The sequence below is a fragment of the Niallia sp. FSL W8-0951 genome, assembly GCF_038006525.1.
In the GTDB taxonomy this organism is placed as follows: Bacteria; Bacillota; Bacilli; order Bacillales; family Cytobacillaceae; genus Niallia; species Niallia circulans.
In genome coordinates this window covers 1057706-1075295 of record NZ_JBBOVK010000001.1, presented here as the reverse complement: position 1 = coordinate 1075295, position 17590 = coordinate 1057706, and the positions used below count along the sequence as shown (strand labels likewise).

21 protein-coding genes are annotated in these 17590 nt (G+C 33.4%); 4 read left to right on the top strand and 17 right to left on the bottom strand.

The genetic code is table 11. The features are described 5' to 3' along the window. Window positions 1-5: 5 nt before the first annotated feature. Together NSS71_RS04980 and NSS71_RS04975 are read right to left on the bottom strand one after the other, a co-directional pair. Window positions 6-377 (bottom strand): GntR family transcriptional regulator, encoded by a 372-nt coding sequence (locus NSS71_RS04980; RefSeq protein WP_047940229.1) that lies wholly within the window; start codon window positions 375-377, stop codon window positions 6-8. A 288-nt stretch (window positions 378-665) separates the two neighbouring features. Continuing rightward, a complete protein-coding gene (locus NSS71_RS04975) occupies window positions 666-923 on the bottom strand; it encodes a hypothetical protein (protein WP_341151340.1) in 258 nt (85 codons plus the stop codon). A gap of 158 nt (window positions 924-1081) precedes the next feature. Here NSS71_RS04975 and NSS71_RS04970 point away from each other — a divergent pair, with 158 nt between their 5' ends. The 3 genes from NSS71_RS04970 (at window position 1082) to NSS71_RS04960 (ending at window position 3258) form a co-directional block, all read left to right on the top strand. Continuing rightward, entirely contained in the window at window positions 1082-1231 is a 150-nt protein-coding gene (locus tag NSS71_RS04970) for a hypothetical protein (RefSeq protein WP_156485457.1), read from the top strand. Between the two features lie 210 nt (window positions 1232-1441). Beyond that, a complete protein-coding gene (locus tag NSS71_RS04965; RefSeq protein WP_053215553.1) occupies window positions 1442-2221 on the top strand; it encodes a DUF7683 domain-containing protein in 780 nt (259 codons plus the stop codon). Between the two features lie 260 nt (window positions 2222-2481). Then, window positions 2482-3258, top strand: coding sequence for a class I SAM-dependent methyltransferase (locus NSS71_RS04960; protein WP_047940227.1), 777 nt, complete (start codon window positions 2482-2484; stop codon window positions 3256-3258). Between the two features lie 108 nt (window positions 3259-3366). On the opposite strand, the gene NSS71_RS04955 is transcribed toward NSS71_RS04960, so the two are convergent. From NSS71_RS04955 to pdxR, 12 genes are all read right to left on the bottom strand, one after another. Beyond that, window positions 3367-4134, bottom strand: a complete 768-nt coding sequence (locus tag NSS71_RS04955; RefSeq protein WP_047940226.1) for a GNAT family N-acetyltransferase — start codon at window positions 4132-4134, stop codon at window positions 3367-3369. A gap of 102 nt (window positions 4135-4236) precedes the next feature. Further along, window positions 4237-4707 (bottom strand): GNAT family N-acetyltransferase, encoded by a 471-nt coding sequence (locus NSS71_RS04950; RefSeq protein ID WP_047940225.1) that lies wholly within the window; start codon window positions 4705-4707, stop codon window positions 4237-4239. Between the two features lie 92 nt (window positions 4708-4799). Further along, complete coding sequence (locus NSS71_RS04945; protein WP_047940224.1) at window positions 4800-4967, bottom strand: hypothetical protein; 168 nt, start codon at window positions 4965-4967, stop codon at window positions 4800-4802. A gap of 113 nt (window positions 4968-5080) precedes the next feature. Then, window positions 5081-5548 carry a hypothetical protein gene (locus NSS71_RS04940; protein ID WP_047940223.1) on the bottom strand — a complete coding sequence of 156 codons (468 nt, stop codon included), beginning with the start codon at window positions 5546-5548 and terminating at the stop codon, window positions 5081-5083. Window positions 5549-6184: 636 nt separating this feature from the next. Continuing rightward, window positions 6185-6640, bottom strand: a complete 456-nt coding sequence (locus NSS71_RS04935) for a GNAT family N-acetyltransferase (RefSeq protein WP_047940221.1) — start codon at window positions 6638-6640, stop codon at window positions 6185-6187. A 120-nt stretch (window positions 6641-6760) separates the two neighbouring features. Then, window positions 6761-6952 carry a DUF6366 family protein gene (locus NSS71_RS04930; protein ID WP_047940220.1) on the bottom strand — a complete coding sequence of 64 codons (192 nt, stop codon included), beginning with the start codon at window positions 6950-6952 and terminating at the stop codon, window positions 6761-6763. Window positions 6953-7119: 167 nt separating this feature from the next. Continuing rightward, the gene (locus tag NSS71_RS04925) at window positions 7120-7719 is read right to left on the bottom strand and encodes a DUF2441 domain-containing protein (RefSeq protein ID WP_341151339.1); all 600 of its coding nucleotides are present in this window, start codon (window positions 7717-7719) and stop codon (window positions 7120-7122) included. After that, a complete protein-coding gene (locus tag NSS71_RS04920) occupies window positions 7716-8165 on the bottom strand; it encodes a DJ-1/PfpI family protein (protein ID WP_341151338.1) in 450 nt (149 codons plus the stop codon). Before NSS71_RS04920 ends, NSS71_RS04925 begins: the two co-directional genes overlap by 4 nt. 720 nt (window positions 8166-8885) lie before the next feature. Beyond that, window positions 8886-9833: a DUF2268 domain-containing putative Zn-dependent protease gene (locus NSS71_RS04915; protein WP_341151337.1), complete on the bottom strand. Its 948-nt coding sequence runs from the start codon at window positions 9831-9833 to the stop codon at window positions 8886-8888. Between the two features lie 92 nt (window positions 9834-9925). After that, window positions 9926-11056: a DNA polymerase III subunit beta gene (gene dnaN / locus NSS71_RS04910; protein ID WP_095320007.1), complete on the bottom strand. Its 1131-nt coding sequence runs from the start codon at window positions 11054-11056 to the stop codon at window positions 9926-9928. 178 nt (window positions 11057-11234) lie between these two features. After that, window positions 11235-11666, bottom strand: coding sequence for a YfmQ family protein (locus tag NSS71_RS04905; protein WP_047940216.1), 432 nt, complete (start codon window positions 11664-11666; stop codon window positions 11235-11237). A gap of 163 nt (window positions 11667-11829) precedes the next feature. After that, window positions 11830-13266, bottom strand: coding sequence for a MocR-like pyridoxine biosynthesis transcription factor PdxR (pdxR, locus tag NSS71_RS04900; RefSeq protein WP_341151336.1), 1437 nt, complete (start codon window positions 13264-13266; stop codon window positions 11830-11832). A 328-nt stretch (window positions 13267-13594) separates the two neighbouring features. Between pdxR and NSS71_RS04895 the strand changes: the two genes are divergently transcribed. Then, entirely contained in the window at window positions 13595-13783 is a 189-nt protein-coding gene (locus tag NSS71_RS04895) for a hypothetical protein (RefSeq protein WP_061800524.1), read from the top strand. A gap of 103 nt (window positions 13784-13886) precedes the next feature. Here the strand turns inward: NSS71_RS04895 and NSS71_RS04890 are convergent, their stop codons facing one another. The 3 genes from NSS71_RS04890 to NSS71_RS04880 are packed head-to-tail and all read right to left on the bottom strand — an operon-like array spanning window position 13887 to window position 17508. Continuing rightward, complete coding sequence (locus NSS71_RS04890) at window positions 13887-15002, bottom strand: Ger(x)C family spore germination protein (RefSeq protein ID WP_341151961.1); 1116 nt, start codon at window positions 15000-15002, stop codon at window positions 13887-13889. Window positions 15003-15016: 14 nt separating this feature from the next. Continuing rightward, window positions 15017-16429 carry a spore germination protein gene (locus tag NSS71_RS04885; RefSeq protein ID WP_341151335.1) on the bottom strand — a complete coding sequence of 471 codons (1413 nt, stop codon included), beginning with the start codon at window positions 16427-16429 and terminating at the stop codon, window positions 15017-15019. Window positions 16430-16434: 5 nt separating this feature from the next. Continuing rightward, window positions 16435-17508 (bottom strand): GerAB/ArcD/ProY family transporter, encoded by a 1074-nt coding sequence (locus NSS71_RS04880; RefSeq protein WP_341151334.1) that lies wholly within the window; start codon window positions 17506-17508, stop codon window positions 16435-16437. Window positions 17509-17590: the final 82 nt, after the last annotated feature.

Sequence of the window (17590 nt, the reverse complement as noted above, 5' to 3'; positions counted from 1 at the left end):
CCTTCTCACTCCTCATACAAAATATTGAATAACTGCAGTAAATCCTCATATGGCAAGCCGATTTCTTTACTATTGGCGATAACAGCACTTAGCTGTTCTTCAATAACCTTTAATTTCTTCTCTCTGATTACATCTAAATTCTGCTCGGCTACAAACGATCCTTTACCAACAATCGAGTAAATAAAACCAGCTTTCTCTAATTCTTCATATGCTCGTTTTGTTGTAATCACACTTATTTGCAAGTCTTTAGCTAAGTTGCGTATGGAAGGCAGCGCTGTTCCTTCCTTTAGTTCCCCTGCTAAGATAGACGATTTAATTTGATTGGTAATTTGTTCATAAATCGGCTCCTTTGAACTGTTCGAAATAATTATTTGCATGCTTATCCCTCTTTTTTTATCTTTCATACTTAATATAATGTATATATACTATATATACATTATATACAAAATCACCTTATAGTGCAACCGCCATTTACATTATTTATGTTATATGGCCACTTACTAAGAATTAACGAATTTTTAAACACCTACATTTAGGCTAATCCAAAAATGAATTTTCTTGTTATCTAAGTGAATAAAGGAAAAAAAGAGCTTATGCGATCATTAGATTATCAACATAAGCTCTTTGTAAGAAATTGTTTGCTTTTGATTACCGAACCTTCCCGTTCAATTTTTAGTTTTCGGCAAATATTTTGTGAAATAAGCTGCCCGTAATAACAAAACACCATTAATGAGCCAAACAGCCAGTCCCCCATACTTAAACCAAATAGCTAATAAGCAGTTTATACTTATAAGAAAAAAGCAAATTGGTGTTAACACACTTTTAAATCCAGTTACACCTGCTTTTTTTCTTTGTTTAATCACACTAATTATAGAAAAAACAAGAATAATTACAAATACAACTGATAAAATTTGCTCCACCATAATCACGCTCCTGTCTTCCACTTGTTATCTTTTAGTACGATGCAGAATGGAATTAGTTTCACTCAAAAAGAGAATAAACCCCTGTTAGTACTAAGTGGATTCCTCACATATAAATAATATTTTAGACAAGACACATACTATAAACGGAGGTGAAATACATGAAAACTAAGGATAATTTTCTAGAAGGTGCCAAAATTACGGATGATGCTCATACATATGGGCCGCCAAATGGTGGAAGTGAAAAACATCATTCGCCTCAGTCTGTTCCAAATAGAGAAGCAGCTAAAACCAGCAAGGAACAGAAATAGGATAGGGAAGTTTCTTTTTTTACAGAAAAATAAATTATATCTAAATGACAGACCAACTAACAAAGTATGGTCTGTCTTTTTGCTGTTAAAGGAAGAGTTATTTCCTTTCCTGTTGTTTATTCCTTTTTAGAAAAGGCTATATATTAGTAACTAATAAATAACTTTTATTGGCTTTACTGTTATTATAAGAATTAGTTGAGGAGGTGCAGTATGACTAATCACATAAAATTTCAGTGGCGTGTGACAAAATACAATCCAGCGTTTCGGGATGAAAATGGCTATTTTACTTTAACGGAGGAATGGACTTCCCCTACCCAGATTGGAGAGATCATTAACGGTAAAAAATTCACTTTAGATGAATATCTTCAAGTCGAGAATGCTTATGTTGAGGCTGTTATGAAATTCTTGGAAGAAAGCGGGGTTCATTCATTAAGAATTTTAAACGCAACAAAACAGGGAATCTCAGAAGAGGACTTGACCGCTTCCTTATATGAAGATGCATTTGATCAGTTAGTACTGCAAGAAGACATGCGTGTAGAGAGGAAGGAAATTCGCCTTATTTGCAAAATGGTTTTGCGAAATTTCCTTGGATGTCAGTTATATGCTAAAGATAAATTCTTTGTGCATTTTGGATGGGATTACTATATGTACATAGGTTCTTACGTTAATTGCCCATCTGCTATCGATTATGCGACAAGTAACGGACTTTTTGTTGAGACATTTCAATCCCCTTACTATTTTTCCGAGGAAGAAACGATCAGGCAAGTACAATGGTATGAAATCGACGATCCCTCCATGATAATTGCAGGAGAAGAACAACTTCCAGCTATCCCACTTGATGAGTATCGAAGCCTTTTTAATTTATCAAGCGAACATCCCGTTATTGGAACTTTTGCTATTAACGAAGGCCAATTGGATTTTTTCCAAAAACATTTGCAACACAACATGGACATAAACAAATATGCCTATAGCCTTTGGGCTGGCTATTAAGCCATTAGAAAGAGGAATTTATTGTTTTCCTCTTTTTAATGGCTGCTTCTTTTCTTATAATTTCTTCTCCTTTTCAGGCTCCGTTATTCTATAATAAATCCAGCGTCATTTTTAACTTGGAAAAACATCATAAAAAGCACATCCATATTAGCTTCTCTATTCATAACAGTTCGTGTTAAATACTTTTTTTATAATTCCCTTTATCCTTTTTTTCCATTATAATTCTACTTACAAATATATACATAAGGAGAGTGGGGAAAATGGGAAGCTATCAAAGTGAATCCGATAATTGGAATGCAGATTTATATGATAATAAACATTCTTTTGTTTCAAAATTCGGTAATAATTTAGTCGAGCTATTAGCTCCAAAGCAAGGCGAAAAAATTCTTGACCTTGGCTGTGGGACAGGTGATTTAACGAATACCATCCACAAATATGGTGTAGAAATATTAGGTATCGACAAATCGGAAAATATGATAAACCAAGCCCTTAATAAATACCCTAGTCTACCTTTTATGGTTCAAGATGCTACAAGCTTGGATTATCTAAATGAATTCGATGCTGTATTCTCTAATGCTACTCTCCATTGGGTACACCCTCCTATCCAAGCATTAAAAGGTATCTACCAATGTTTAAAACAAGGTGGAAGATTTGTAGCTGAATTTGGCGGAAAAGGCAATGTTCAAACAATAACAAATGAAGTGATACAGCAAATAAAGCAAGCAGGATTTCCGTTCGGCGCAGAGCATTTCCCTTGGTTTTACCCAAGTGTCGGGGAGTACTCAAATTTAATGGAAAAAGTCGGATTCCGGGTTACCTTTGCACAACACTTTGATCGACCAACTCCCTTAATTGGGGAAAATGGCTTAAGAAATTGGATTGACATGTTTGGAAGCCAACTGTTTCATGATATTCCATCAGAAGCTAAGAACGAAATTATTGCGAAGGCTGAAAAAAATGTAAAGGATACTTTATATATTGATGGAAAATGGATGGCTGACTATAAAAGGATTCGAGTAATTGGCGTAAAAGAATAATAGAGCCTAGCGAGGAGACAGTAAGTTTTCCTCGCTCTCTTTGAATAGCTGGCTGCCAAAGTCCTTCTAATCTTCTCTCTATTAGGTGTAGAGATATTATTTTCACAACTATGCTTTTATATAAATAGCGTATTTTTTAGGATTGATAAACCCAAATTTATTAGCTAAATTTACGGACGCACGATTATCAACATCACAATCCCATCGCGGCTGAATATTGATAGAAAGACAATAATCGATAAATCGTTGCGAAACAAGACTTGCAACCCCTTTTTCTCTGTACGCTGGGTCTGTTATTATATCTATTTCTGCATAGTTATTAGATTTAAAAATAGAAACTGCTTCCCCAATTATCCGATTTTTATCTTTCACACAAAAACCAATTCCGTTTTGAAGAAAATTCTCTTTAGAATCCCAATACTCCTCATAATATCTTTCATTGAATTCTAAACTATTTTCAATTAAGCAAGAATTAATTCGATAAACATCATACGGACTAGCTATTGTTGTCCTATTACTATATGTTTTTAAATCAAAGGAATAAGCAATACGGTCGATTCTTCTTACTCGCTTATTTAGAAACTTCTCTATTGCCTGCTCCCATACGATTCCATTGGAAAATAACGTAAATCTATTACCCTTTAAAACTGTTTTCTCAAAAATATCAATTAAATGCTCCATAAATAGCTCGTTCGAAGGACAACCTGTCACAAAAAACAAGCCTGAAGCTGTTTGAAAAAGCAATGAATGATAATTCGTACAGTCACTATATACAGTCCCCTCTATCATGAAATCTAATATACTATGGGCAAATGTTGGAGCTTCCCTAATCTCTTTTTTTATTATAGAATACTGATCTATTGGTACCTTAATCATATTACAACACCTTTTGCAAAATAATTATCTCTATGTCATCATAATGATGAATTCTTTAATCATATGTGAAATCTATATCTTCCTTCCTATCATTTCTTTCATTTAAGAAAGAGGTTTTGCTAAATCCATCATATTATGGAACCCAAGCTGTTCATAAACAGATCGGCCAGATGAACTGGACCATAACCTTGCTCGTTTAGCCCCTTTTTGTTTTAGCCATAAACATATTTCCTCAACTAATTGAGAAGCTAACCCATTCTTACGGTGGTTTTCCACCGTATATACAGCTATGATCCACCCAAAGAGACTTTGTTCTTCCGCTAGTGGAAAAGCATACTCTGTTCTAATTAACCCTCCAGCACAAGCAACAATCTTTTCATCACTGTCTAAAGCAACTTGAAACATTAAATTTCCTAATTTAAATTCTTTCCGAAATAGATTTTTCACTTCTTCCAGCCGCTGAAGACTTGGTTTTGGAATACTGTCTATTTCTCCCATTTCACAAGCCATTTGATACCAGCATTCTGCCACAATACTCAGTTCGTTATAAGTTGCCCATCTAGTTTCATACATTATTTAAGTCTCCTAATTATTAAAAAATTAATGATTCTATAACGGTAATGACGAAAAACACCCAATCCCATTACATTTGTCTTTTGTTAAGATTACTTAGTATTAAAGCAAGCTTCACAAATTAATTTCTCTTCATTTTGGATAAAAGCCTTTATTTCGGTCATCCCTTTTCGCTCTGGATAGCGCATTTTGACAAAAACTACTTCATTTCTTTCAATATGTTTACCGCAATTAGAACATTGGGGTTTTACTTTAATCATAGTTCCCCTCCAAAACTACATATTTAATAACTATAGCTTAAAGTTCCTGACTTCTTTTAATTAAAGTTTTTCTATGTATCAATTTTATAACTTTGTCTAGCACTTTGAATTAATTATGCCGAATATGGTTTGATTTGAAACTGTCTACAGATGATAAACATCCGTGTTTTTGAAAGCAGCTCTATTTCATGTGAAAACATCTTATCTTCTGTTATTAAAATTTCGTCATAACCCCAATCATCAATCCCACTTCTTCCATTATCCACTATTTCCTTTGTATTAACGACAATATTTCGTGTAATATCATAATCAAAGTAAAATCTTTTCACTTTATCCCAAACCAATTCATATATAGAACCATTCCAGTGCTCTATGACCACTCTAATTGATGTTGGATCATCCTTTGTTTCATCTATATCTCCTTCACAATGATTGATTAACTCCATTTTTTTAAACCTTCCATCATGGAATGAATTTGTCACAAGGAATTCGCCCGTATACGAATCAAAGACATGCTGGATAGATTTTAAATATTCACAATACCCGTCATTATCCCAATTATCATCTCGTAAAAATTTCATAAAAAACATCTCTCCTCTTTAATTTCCTCTTATTACACTCATTAACTTTTTAAGAAACAATTTTGGTCCTGCAAAAAATATTTTTTAAGAAAACTAACTTATACATTTTTTTACTTTTTATACAACCAGGGAATCTCAGGTGGATTCCCTGCTTCTCCTAATAGATATACAAATACAAAATAAAAACAGATTAGTAAACTGAAAAGGAAAACAAAGAGTGAAAGACCATTAACCTCTTTCTTTATTAGCCCCACTAATGCACAAATTAGACTTATAACTCCTAAAAGCAACTCAAATAATGCTACAGGATAAACGGAGTATTGATTCATTACATAAACTCGAATTGGATTAAAGATAGTTATTGTGAAAATAAATATTAATTGAAAAATTAATCCTATGACAGAATACTTCAATTCTTTCCATTCTCTCCTTCCTCTGAATTCTATTTATTAAATCTATTAAACTTTACAATAGTACAAAGATAATCTATGTATATAGTAAAACTATGTATAATAGTAAGCTATTTCAAATCATTTGTAAATAGCTTACCAAGCATCTTACTTCTTTCTAAACCCTTATTATTCACAGCCTGTTCAGGACATGAATCCATTAACTCCTTCCATCCATGGATTTATATTAAATGTCTTTTTCCATCAATACATTTGTAGTCTCATATCCTAATTTTTCATATAATCCTCTAGCTACTTTATTATGGCCAAAAACATGGAGACCTATTTTTTTCAATCCTAGTTTCTGGCCAACACTTTCTATACCCTTTAAAGCCTCCTTAGCATAGCCTTGCCCTTGGTATTTTTCTAGTATATAAATGTCATAAATAAACCCTAGTTCTTCAGACTTTTGCGCAAGCCATATAACGCCAACTGCCTCGTCATCCCTTCGAATGGTGTATAAAAAATTCTTCTCTGTCTTCTCGCCTTGTGGCAAAAGTCTTGTATATTCCTCCTCTGCTTTCTTAAGCGCCTCTTCTTCTTTCCAATTTCCTGCGATAACCTTTTCTTCCGCATACGTTTTAATCGCACTAGACAGATATCTTTGATATTCATCTGCATTCATTAAAGTTAAATTAATCACTGTTAATACTCCCCCTTTTCGCTCAAGTTTCTTTTCTTACGACTGATTCCAGCTTTCATTATTATATTTTCTTAACTAATATAGAAAAGTGCGGTCTCCCATTATATGTGTGGGAGAGCCTTATTGAAAGAAGGCAGCATAAATGATTATCCCCACAATTATGATAAGGATGAGTATTCCAGTACCTTTCCACCCTAACCCGCCCACTAAGTCAGCAAGATTGCTGCCGTGCATACTACTAGATGGATGTTTCAATTCTTCTTGTCGCATTTTTTCCCTTCTTATTTCAGGAGCATCTTTTTCTTTTTTCATTTCAAGCCCTCCTATAAAACTAACAAATAAACAATAAGAATATGCCATTAATAGATGGTAATGTATTTTTTGCAAACAATACATTTTACCTTTATGAAACCCTCTTTATTTTTCCATAATACGTTTGCCGTCCACGAAGGTTTCTAAAACATTCTTCTATCAAATTTTTACGACTTACTTTCATCTAAATATTCATGAATAATCTCCATTACTTCTATTCTTCCATTTATCAAAAGCTCTGGAAGTTCATTTTTTACATTCCCCTTCCAATACTCCCGCGCTTGTTCCATTTTTTTATGGAAAGGAACAGCCTCTAAATTAGGCAGAAGCTCTCCGTCTCCTTCAAAATAATTTCCAGACACATGAAGTTTCACAATTTGTAATACTTTGCGCTTATAGGAATCAAAAAGTGCTTTCCATTTTAAGACATCCTCATAGCTTTTCGCAGCATACAGACAGGATAATCTAGACGGATGATTGGGGAAATCCTGGAGTCTCACCATTTCTGCTATTACTTCTCTAATTGCTCTCATGGTGTGCCCTGCATACTGAACAACCACATCGGCGTTCTCTTTATTTAAGTGCAAACCTTCATCTGTATAATGATTATCTAAAATCCCCTTATAATCTTCGCCCTGTGTATTAAGGTGTTCCTTTTCCAAAAAAAAGCGATATAATGTGTTCATCTTTTTTTCTTCAAAGTGAATAACCTGTCCACGAGACATTCTTTGATTAGTAACTAGATGATAAGCAGTAAACTCTTTCATTCTTTCCTCTCCTGTATATATAAAATGGAACGATTTACTATAAATATTGAATTGAAATCTATATATTTATTGAAATGTTCATCTTGTAAATTCAATCGTTCTAGCAATTCTTTTTGCAACGAGTCTCCTAATAATTGCTCGACAAGATATAATCCCATATTGATTCCAGAAGACACTCCACCACATGAAATAATGTTGACATCATGGACAACTTTTTCCTGAGATATCCCATGTGTATCTGGATACTTATCCTGGAGCAATTTTAATGCTAGGTGATGAGTTGTCACCTTCTTTCCAGCTAATAAGCAAGCTTCTCCTAATAAATAGGCACCGGTACTAACAGAACATATATACTCTATACTTTTCTGACTCTTAATCCATTCAATAATCTTTTTATTCTTGCTAATTGATTGTATTGCTCTTAATGGGCCACCAGGAACAAGCAATATATCAAATGTGGACTATCATTTATACTATAATCCGGTGTCACTTTTGTCCCAATATGTGTTTTTATTGTCTTCCCTGATTCCGAAATCATATATACTTCAAAAGGTCTCGTTGGCATTAGTTTTCTTTTTATAAAGAGTTAACCCTTTTTCTGCTTTACTTTCAGTTGTTAACGAGAAAACCTCCGCAGGACCGGCAAAATCTAAAGATCAACATAGTCATATAATCAAATTCCAATCTTGCGTTTACACATTTTACTATCTCCTTAAATTAAAAAATATCATGTTAGAGCATATAATTAAGAACAGTTCTCCTCCTGATTTCTTTTTGAAAAAATCCCTCTATTTAGAAGTGGTCTTTTTATCACAAAAATACGTCGCTAAAACAAAAGTACAATAGCTACAAAAACGCTTCTACTAAACAGATTATTTTTCCTTTTTCCTTTTCAACAATTCTAAAATTTCCTTGTTTTGTTCCGTTAATTTTCTTAGCTTTACTTCTATAGATAAACACGTAATGGCTAATATTATCAGCCCCATCGCTATAATAAACTCCATAAATACACCACTACTCTCTTTTTATTATCTAAATGGATATTTTTACTTAACATCAAGATTCTAAAAAAAGTTATCTAAACTGATGACATAACGTCTCTTCTTAATACGCTTCCAGTTCTTTATTTCTTTCAATGAAGAAACGTTTATCTCCATACAAATTACTTACTGGTAGTTCTCTATGTAATTTCCCTCTTCATATATTTCTTTACTAGTAAGTCCAGTCCATTCTTCTGGTGTTATGTCAGGATGCTTATTTAAATATGTTCTTACCATATTATAGCCCTCACTATAACCATAGTTGTATGGTAATCCGTTTCCACCAATCAATATTTCCTGCGCTCTCTTTAAATCGTACGTTTGCAAATCTGGTTCAATTTTATTCCAAAAATCTAGTTTAAAGTTGTAATATAAATTATCTACGTCAATATCTGGGTAGACTAATTTCTGAAACATAACTGCTTTTCCTTCCAAAATTAATCGATCTAAAACTGTTTCTTCCTCTTCTTTTTTATAATATTTCTCAAACCATACACTGTGATTATATTCATGAGCAATCGTTGTCTTGATAAACTCTTCGGTATAAAACTTATTATTATAGTAAAAACTTATCTTTCCAGCGCCCCAAGTATCCATACTTTGGGTAATGTGATCTTCTTCTATAGGGAAAATACATATATTCGTCTTCTTTTCTGATGGGATGTAATCTGATGATTTAAGGAGTGCCTCTTGAATTGCCTTATTAAGCTGCTTCTCATCCATTGTTTTAATAATATTATTAACTTCCTCCATATTTTCTGGTGCTTTTACAGTAAGGTCAAAATTACCTACAAAAAATTCTGCATTTTTATAGCACACATCTACAATTGGTTCTATCACCTCCTCATCAAACAGCAAAAAGTTCGGCGTAGCTGAATCTTCTTTCATTCTCTTCTCATATTTTTTATAAAGTTTATAAGCATGCACAATCTCATATTCTTGGTCTGTTTCAGGATGTTTAAAAGTAAAATAAATATTATCTGATTCACTCTCTTCTTTTATCGTCTCTTTCAGTTCACAAGAGATTAATAGAAGGAAAGAAAACAGAATAACAACAGCTCCAAGTTTTTGCATATATTCCCCTCCCCTTTTGATTAATTACGAATGTAACATCTCAAAGGTTTCAGAAAATTTAAAATCCAATACATATCAGCAATCTATAATCTCTAACAGGAGCGTACAGGAGAAATCAAATGCATATATGAATTGTTTCCAACTGGTTCCATCAATATTGGTCTCATTGTACCTCCGAAACTGATTTTTATTTCTTCTTCCTTAATTGCTTTTAATGCATCCATAAGAAAGCTTCCATCTAGAGAAATGCTTAAATCTGTTTCTCCAGCAAGCTTATTGATCGGTTGCGTTTCTTCTATTTTTCCTATTTCTGAAGAATTAGAGGTGATTTTTAATTTCAAACCATCTTTTATTTCCATATGGACATTGTTATTCTTCCACTCACTTGCAAAAAGACAAGCTCGATCTACTCCTTTTAACAGCTGTTTTGTATTAACAGTAATCATTGTCCTTGCATTTTTGGCGAATAATCCAGCAACATTTGGATAATTCCCTTCGATTAATCGAGAATAAAGAGTAGTTGAATTCGTTTTAAATACAATATAGCGATCTGTAGCAAATATTTTAATCATTCCCGTTGTTTTCTGCATTAACTTAGAAAGCTCATGGAGGCTTGTACTTGGCACGATGAATGCACCACTTACACCAGATTCAATCGGAAGCTCTCTCCATGCTAGTCGATGAGAATTAGTAGCTACACATGTAAGTTTTGTTTCTTCGAATAACATATTAACGCCAGTCAAAACGGCTCTCGCTTCACTTTTTGATACAGCAAAAGCTGTCTGGTTGATCATCTCGATTAAATCGGTGCTTTGCATTCTAATATGTGTTGTTTCTTCCATACTTGGAAGCGTGGGATATTCTTCTGCATGAAAACCATTAAGTGTTGTCACGATTTCATCCGCTTTAAGCGTAGCTATTTGCTTTTCGTTTACTGTTAGATGAATTTTCCCTGGCAATTTTCTCACAAGTTCACTTAAATATTTTGCTGATAGTACAACACTGCCTACCTCCTTTACTTCTAGCACTTGTACTCCATCTATTTCCATCGGAATTACTTGTTCAATAATGATATCAGCATTACTTCCTATAACAATTAATGATTCTTTAGTAGCCATTATTTTGATACCTGAAAGAATAGGAAATGGCGTTTTCTGAGATACTGCTTTGCTCACATCTGTTATCGCTCTATTAAAGTACTCACTTTCAACAAGAAATTCCATTATATGCAACACTCCAAAATAAAATTATACGTATTAAATTCGACATTTTTTGCCAATTCCCTTGTCATTATTGTTTAATAAATTAATTTTTAAAAAAATGCATAAAAAAACTACTAAAGTGGCAGCAGCAAATGGCTTAGCCCTTTAATAGCTTTTTATAAATTTGTAAAAATATATTTTATTTTTTAGTTAAAACATCTAGTTGAAGTGGATAGGTGCTATATGCAACCATTTTATTTTTGTACTTTTTCACAATATCTACATGGTCTTGATAACTATTCAAAAATAAGTTTATGTTCTTATTCCCTTTTTTGGTATGAATAACAAGAGAATACTCCGCATTTTTAGCATTAAGATATGCTTCTTCACTTCCTGGATATAAACTATACTTTTCTCTAACAATCGCTTCGTTGAATATCTTAATAATTGCTTCTTTATTCTCTCCATCTATTTTCATTTCATTGTAGATTATTTCTGTTTCCATGTTATTAAGTTTTAAATGCAATTTATATTTATCCAGCAGCCAATCCACTACTCCTGTTGGCAAGCACGTCATTAAAATTTTTATTATACAAAAGAACACTAAGGCTATAATAGTAATCCAGGTCATTTCCATTCACTCCATTACTTATTCAATTAATATTTCTACGTTATTTATAGTACTAAATTTTCTCTCTAAATAGACCATCCAATTTCCATATAAGTTGACCATCCACTTTTTATCTCATGCGATAAAAATAAGATGCACGCTTTATCCTTGCATCCTTCCCTCATTATTCTTTACTGGATTTAAGCGCTGCAGCAAATCTCCTTATCCCCTCATCAATATTGCTTTCTGTTTCTTTCGCATACGTAAAACGAACATAGTTAGCGTTTGAACCCATTGTAGATCCAGGCGCATAAATAACACCATTTTTTAACGACTCTTCTAATAAGCGATTTTCATTGACTGCGTTTTTTATTTTACACCACAGATGAATCCCACCATTTGGTGTTAGAAATTCCATTTCTCCTTTTAAGTAGGTATTCAAGCTTTCGATGATTTGATTTCTTCTGCTTTCAAGTTGTTTAACTAAATTATCTAAATGGACTGCAAAGGAGGGTGATTCTAAGAAGTCGTTTGCTACCCATTGAGAATAACTAGAATGGCCAAAATCAATCTGCTGCTTAGCGTCGGATAACCTTTCTATCACTGGCTTAGGTCCTATAATCCAGCCAATTCGCAGACCAGAGGCGACAATTTTGGAGAGAGAGCTTATATATAATACATTGCCATTTTGATCCATCGATTTTAGCGGAAGCAATGGCTTTCCGCTAAAAGAAGTTAAGCTATATGGATCATCCTCTACAACGGGAATACCATATTGAGAAGAAATTTCTAAAATCTCTCTTCTTCTTTTTTGACCGAGAGATACGCCAGATGGATTTTGGAAAGCTGGGTTTAGAAATATCATCTTAATTCGGTGTTTTCTGTATAATAAGATTAAATCGTCAGGTTTTATGCCATTTTCATCTGCAGTCAAATAATAAGGTTTAACTCCGGCTGATTCAAATAGCGGAAGACTATAATGATAAGATGGATCTTCCATTGCTACCGCATCGCCAGGTTTCAGCAAGCATTGAATAACCAAATGTAAAGCCTGCTGGGCTCCAGATGTAATCAATATAGAAGAAGGCGTTGTTTGTAAACCACGATATTTCTCCATATGATTTGCAATGGTCTTTCTTAGCACTTCACTTCCTTGTGGATGATCGTATCCCAATGATCCTATGTAAGCTCGGTCAGAAGTAATTTTCCGCAATGAACTTAAGGGGAAAAGATCTTCGGAAAGTTCCCCGCTTGCTAAATTAATCAGGTCATGTTCCGTCATTTCTTTTCGTATCCGCTGCATGACAGGTAGATTAGGAAGAAAAGATCCCGCTTCTATATAACGATTCCAGCTAGGTACACGTTTTTTGGTTATTCCCCATATATCTTTACTTATCATTGTTCCGCTGCCGCGTTTTCTTTCAATTAATCCATTCGACTCTAACTCATCATATGCAGCAACTACCGTACTTCTATTTAATTCTAGCAGTTTTGCTAGCTTTCTTTCCGATGGCAGCGGTTTATCTAAGGGAAAGGATCCATCTGCGATACCATTTTCTATATACTCCGCCAGCTGCTTATATATTGCTTTTTTTACTTGTCGATTAGGTTTCCACTCCATTGTTTCCACACTTCTTTACTATATTTTGTCTCCATAAAGACAGCTGTCTCATTTTTATGTTGTTTCATTATAGCTTAATTTCTCATCTTTAAACAACATTGAACTCTTTCGATACAACATACCTTTTTTATCTTAATGTTCATTACTCCGACTTTATTTACTTATACATTTGAGATTTTTTCATATGCTCTGGATAGCATCAGATAATTTTAATCTAGTTCCGCTAAACCTCTGACAGCAACCTTTTCGTAAATTTGTTTTTTCAGGAAGGGATTTTGCTATGTTACAATAAAAGTATATAGACAAAATATACAAGGAGGACTTTCGGATGAAAAATAAAGTATGCCCAAAATGCAATAGCGAAGAAATAAAAAAAGGGCTAATGGCAGCAACTGTTGGACAAGTTCATATGTATTCCGAAAAAAACCTTAGGAAGAAACCCTCTCCCATATCAGCAGAATATTGTGCTCACTGCGGTTACATTGTAGCCTTATATGTGGACAATCCCAACATTTAGGATAATTCATTTACTTAAACTTGATTATCAAAATCATAGTTCATTCCTATGTCAAACGATATTATGACTCAAAAAAACAAGCTACTTCTCAGCAGCTTGTTTCTTAAGATTGATATTTTGATTGGAGTTTAGGAACACTCTTAAAGTTTTTCACGTTGATTTCAATATCATCAGTATCCAGCGTCGGAAACGACTCTTCTTTAGATGATTTCCAAATATCCCGATGATAACGGTAAAGGTAATTCTCAAATTGATATATATCTGCGTCAATTTCCCTGCTTTTTTCATAAGAAGTGTATATTTCTTCTACAAGTTGTTTCTTTAGCTGCTTTTTCATTTTATTAGCATTTGTTCTTTTATTCGAAGTTAGAACAGTTGCATCTATATTTATTTTTAGCCCAAAAGAATATTTCTTTTTATTTTTATTTACTACCTGTCTTAATTTCGGTTTAATCAATTCGATCTCCATTTCATTATTATCAATATCGAGATTTAGCTTAGTACGGACAGTTTCATTGTTTACCCTGATATATCCAGATAAGTCATCGGTGTTTAAAAAGCCCTTCCAATCTTTCTCTTTAATGAGATGGGCTCCGTTAATAGTTGGGACAACATAATCTTGCTCATCTTCTTTAATTATTTCCTTATTCACCACTATAGATGGCAAAAGAATGGTATTGATTTTTTCGTTAAATTGATACATGAATTTTTGTAAAGTTAAAGGAGGAACCGTAGAGCTTTGATGCTGCATGGCATCTGGATAACTTATTTGCGACTCATTAAATGGATAATAAAAAGGAATCTTAGCTGTGAATATATCCTCAATAGCCTGATTTGTTCCATAAACCTTCCCTGTCAATCTAATATTATAGCTAGAATCAAGAGCATTTAATGTTGGTTTTAATTTGCTTTTCAACAGTGATTTTCCGAATACAATAACTTTCACTTGGTCAAAATTCAAAGGTAATTGAATTCCTTTATTTATTTGGTCGATAGCATCTTCAATCGACTTAGCAGTCCCATTTCCTAACCACACCTTACTAGGTTGATCCCCCTTGCCCTGTTCTGATTTGGCAACATTTAAAAAATCCAAGAACTGAACAGTTACAATATATTGGTTATCTTTAAAGTCAATCCCTAAACCCACTGCATATGCTTGATATTGAATTTCTTTTATATTTGTACATCCTGCAAGGAAGAAAAGAGAAACGAAAGCAATAACTATTTTTTCATTTAGTCACCTTTTCTTTTTCCATCTTTAATGGATAAACCAGCATTTCTTTTCTTTAGAAGATTATTAGGTATACGTAGAAACGTAAACAATATATCTTTCCCATATGGGGTCGTTATATTCGAAAACATCGGAATACCGAAGGAATCTAGCCTTGCTATATACAGGATGATGAAAATAAAGCTTAAGAAAAAACCGTAAATGCCCAAAAAATAACTTATTAATAAGACAAAAACACGAAAATAAAATAAATTTCCTGCCAAAGAGCGATTTACTAATGTAAAGCTTGTTAGCGCGGTTATTCCTATTATTACAAGCATCGATGGAGAAGTGATTCCCCCTCTTATCGCAGCATCACCGATGATTAAGCCACCAAGGACAGAAACTGTTTGTCCGATCCCTTTGGGCAATCGAGAGCCCGCTTCAAAAAACAATTCAAACATTACAACCATTAGGAGCGATTCAATTAAAGGGGAAAAAGGCAATCCTAATCTAGATACAGAGATTGTTGCTAGGATTGGTAATGGCAATTGTCCTACATGATGGGTAATTATTGCTGTATAAAAACCTGGAAGCAAAATGGTTGTAAAAATTCCAATAATCCGTAAAGTTCTTTGCAAGGAAGTATAATAAAAACTTGAATTTTCATCCTCTGCCGATTTAAATAAAAGGGATAAATCAACAGGTGCAATTAATGCTGTGGGTGAACCATCCACCACAATGGCAAATCTTCCTTGATTTAGGGCCTGAACGATAAAATCTGCTCTTCCAGAATAGTGGATAGTCGGAATTAAGGAAAACTTACGTGGTGCTAGATATTCCGTTAAAATATTGGAACTAGTTAAAACATCGATATCTATCTGAGAAAGGCGCTTCTTAATATCTGCAAGAATTTCATTATTCACAATATCATTCATATAAAGAAGACCCACTTTTGTATTTGTTCTTTTTCCAATTGTATATTCCTTTATAACGAAAGAAGAGGTACGTAGTCTTTTACGAATTAAGCCTATATTTGTATTTATATCTTCTACAAATCCATCTTTTGGTCCGACCGCTGATACCTCCACGACAGATTCATCAGGCTGTCTGCTGGGAAATTTCTTTATATCATAAAGATAAAGTTTCTCTCCTGGGGGAATTACTAGTAGCTTTCCGGAGAAAACTTCTTCTTGAATTTTTTCTCGATTAAATTCTTTTTTATTAAAGCTTTCCATCTGGACATATTGATAGATATCCGACTCTTCCGCCCCAAACTCTGGAAGATGTATAGTTTTAATCATGCTTGTATCCGTCAGTGGTACACAATATACCATGATAATCTGTAATTCTCCCTTATCCTCTTTCACTATAATATCAGAGGATTCATTAAATAATTGTTTTAACGCTTCTGACGTAAAAAGAGGATAATCCACAAACTTCAACTCCTAGTCGCTTTTTTTCTTTTCCCTATAAATAGAGTTAAGGTTAGTATCTGGATGATCAATAACAACAAGGATATTGGTCTAAAATAAAGGAAAACAACTTCTGAAAATATACTTTGATCCACAGGAATAAGCAGTGCGATAAATAAAAAAACATAAAGTAAAGTTAACAGCTTGCTGTTCTTTTCATCCTTTGTAAAAATAAGACTTGTAAGTAAAACAAATAAACTGATTCGGACGACCCCACCAGATAACCATTGATAAATTGCAAAAAAATCGGTGTGTGAAATATACTTTCCAATAGCTATTAAACGCCATTGTTCATATGCTGGATAACGATATTGGGAAGCAAGCTCTGGTCCGAATTCAACAATTGCCCCTATTGTCGGACCTATCATTAAACCTATAATGAAAACACTTAAAACAATGAGCTGCTTCTTTTTGATTGATTTTTTTAAGATTGAGGATAGAAAAAGAATAACAAAAAGCTCTATTATTGGTAAAAACGTATATACAAGCCCTTTTGAAACAGGGATAAATCCGTTTTCTAATATCGGTAATAATAATTCATAGTTTTTATTCTCCGTATTTGCAAAGGAAATAAAGAAGCCTAAGAAAATCACAATTGGGCATAGAATAGTGCTCAATATCCCCATAGAGAATAATCCTAAATTACTGCACAGCAAACATAAAAAAAGCAAAGTGCCTCCAAGCAAAAAAATACTATAGTCTTTCATATAAGTTAATTGCGACCAGAAAACAATATCTTTCGCCGTAATAAAAGCACTAATATACATATATATACCTAATGGTACTAAAAAATAATAGTATTGTAAGGTGCTGCTATACTGTTTCACTATTTTAATGAAAGAGTCCGTATGTATAATGGTATTAATTTTATTTAGTAAGAACACCCACAGCGGCACAAAAATCAGCGCTAATAAGACACTAATCCACGCATCTCTTCTAACTATTGTTAAAATGCCTGGAATTATTTCCACATGGGCAAATAGGCCAACTGATAGAAGAACTAGATATACAATGGATATATATCGTAATGTATTTTGCATAATCATTCCTTTTTCTGTTTAGTATGAACTTATTATGTGTAATAAAATATTTTTTATTACTTTTCGCTATGAAACTAATCGA

What these genes read in the sequence shown, in the direction of transcription:
- NSS71_RS04980 (WP_047940229.1), bottom strand. Translation starts at nt 377, where the DNA reads ATGCAAATAATTATTTCGAACAGTTCAAAGGAGCCGATTTATGAACAA.
- NSS71_RS04975 (WP_341151340.1), bottom strand. Translation starts at nt 923, where the DNA reads ATGGTGGAGCAAATTTTATCAGTTGTATTTGTAATTATTCTTGTTTTT.
- NSS71_RS04970 (WP_156485457.1), top strand. Translation starts at nt 1,082, where the DNA reads ATGAAAACTAAGGATAATTTTCTAGAAGGTGCCAAAATTACGGATGAT.
- NSS71_RS04965 (WP_053215553.1), top strand. Translation starts at nt 1,442, where the DNA reads ATGACTAATCACATAAAATTTCAGTGGCGTGTGACAAAATACAATCCA.
- NSS71_RS04960 (WP_047940227.1), top strand. Translation starts at nt 2,482, where the DNA reads ATGGGAAGCTATCAAAGTGAATCCGATAATTGGAATGCAGATTTATAT.
- NSS71_RS04955 (WP_047940226.1), bottom strand. Translation starts at nt 4,134, where the DNA reads ATGATTAAGGTACCAATAGATCAGTATTCTATAATAAAAAAAGAGATT.
- NSS71_RS04950 (WP_047940225.1), bottom strand. Translation starts at nt 4,707, where the DNA reads ATGTATGAAACTAGATGGGCAACTTATAACGAACTGAGTATTGTGGCA.
- NSS71_RS04945 (WP_047940224.1), bottom strand. Translation starts at nt 4,967, where the DNA reads ATGATTAAAGTAAAACCCCAATGTTCTAATTGCGGTAAACATATTGAA.
- NSS71_RS04940 (WP_047940223.1), bottom strand. Translation starts at nt 5,548, where the DNA reads ATGAAATTTTTACGAGATGATAATTGGGATAATGACGGGTATTGTGAA.
- NSS71_RS04930 (WP_047940220.1), bottom strand. Translation starts at nt 6,952, where the DNA reads ATGAAAAAAGAAAAAGATGCTCCTGAAATAAGAAGGGAAAAAATGCGA.
- NSS71_RS04925 (WP_341151339.1), bottom strand. Translation starts at nt 7,719, where the DNA reads ATGAAAGAGTTTACTGCTTATCATCTAGTTACTAATCAAAGAATGTCT.
- NSS71_RS04915 (WP_341151337.1), bottom strand. Translation starts at nt 9,833, where the DNA reads ATGCAAAAACTTGGAGCTGTTGTTATTCTGTTTTCTTTCCTTCTATTA.
- dnaN (WP_095320007.1), bottom strand. Translation starts at nt 11,056, where the DNA reads ATGGAATTTCTTGTTGAAAGTGAGTACTTTAATAGAGCGATAACAGAT.
- NSS71_RS04905 (WP_047940216.1), bottom strand. Translation starts at nt 11,666, where the DNA reads ATGACCTGGATTACTATTATAGCCTTAGTGTTCTTTTGTATAATAAAA.
- pdxR (WP_341151336.1), bottom strand. Translation starts at nt 13,266, where the DNA reads ATGGAGTGGAAACCTAATCGACAAGTAAAAAAAGCAATATATAAGCAG.
- NSS71_RS04895 (WP_061800524.1), top strand. Translation starts at nt 13,595, where the DNA reads ATGAAAAATAAAGTATGCCCAAAATGCAATAGCGAAGAAATAAAAAAA.
- NSS71_RS04880 (WP_341151334.1), bottom strand. Translation starts at nt 17,508, where the DNA reads ATGCAAAATACATTACGATATATATCCATTGTATATCTAGTTCTTCTA.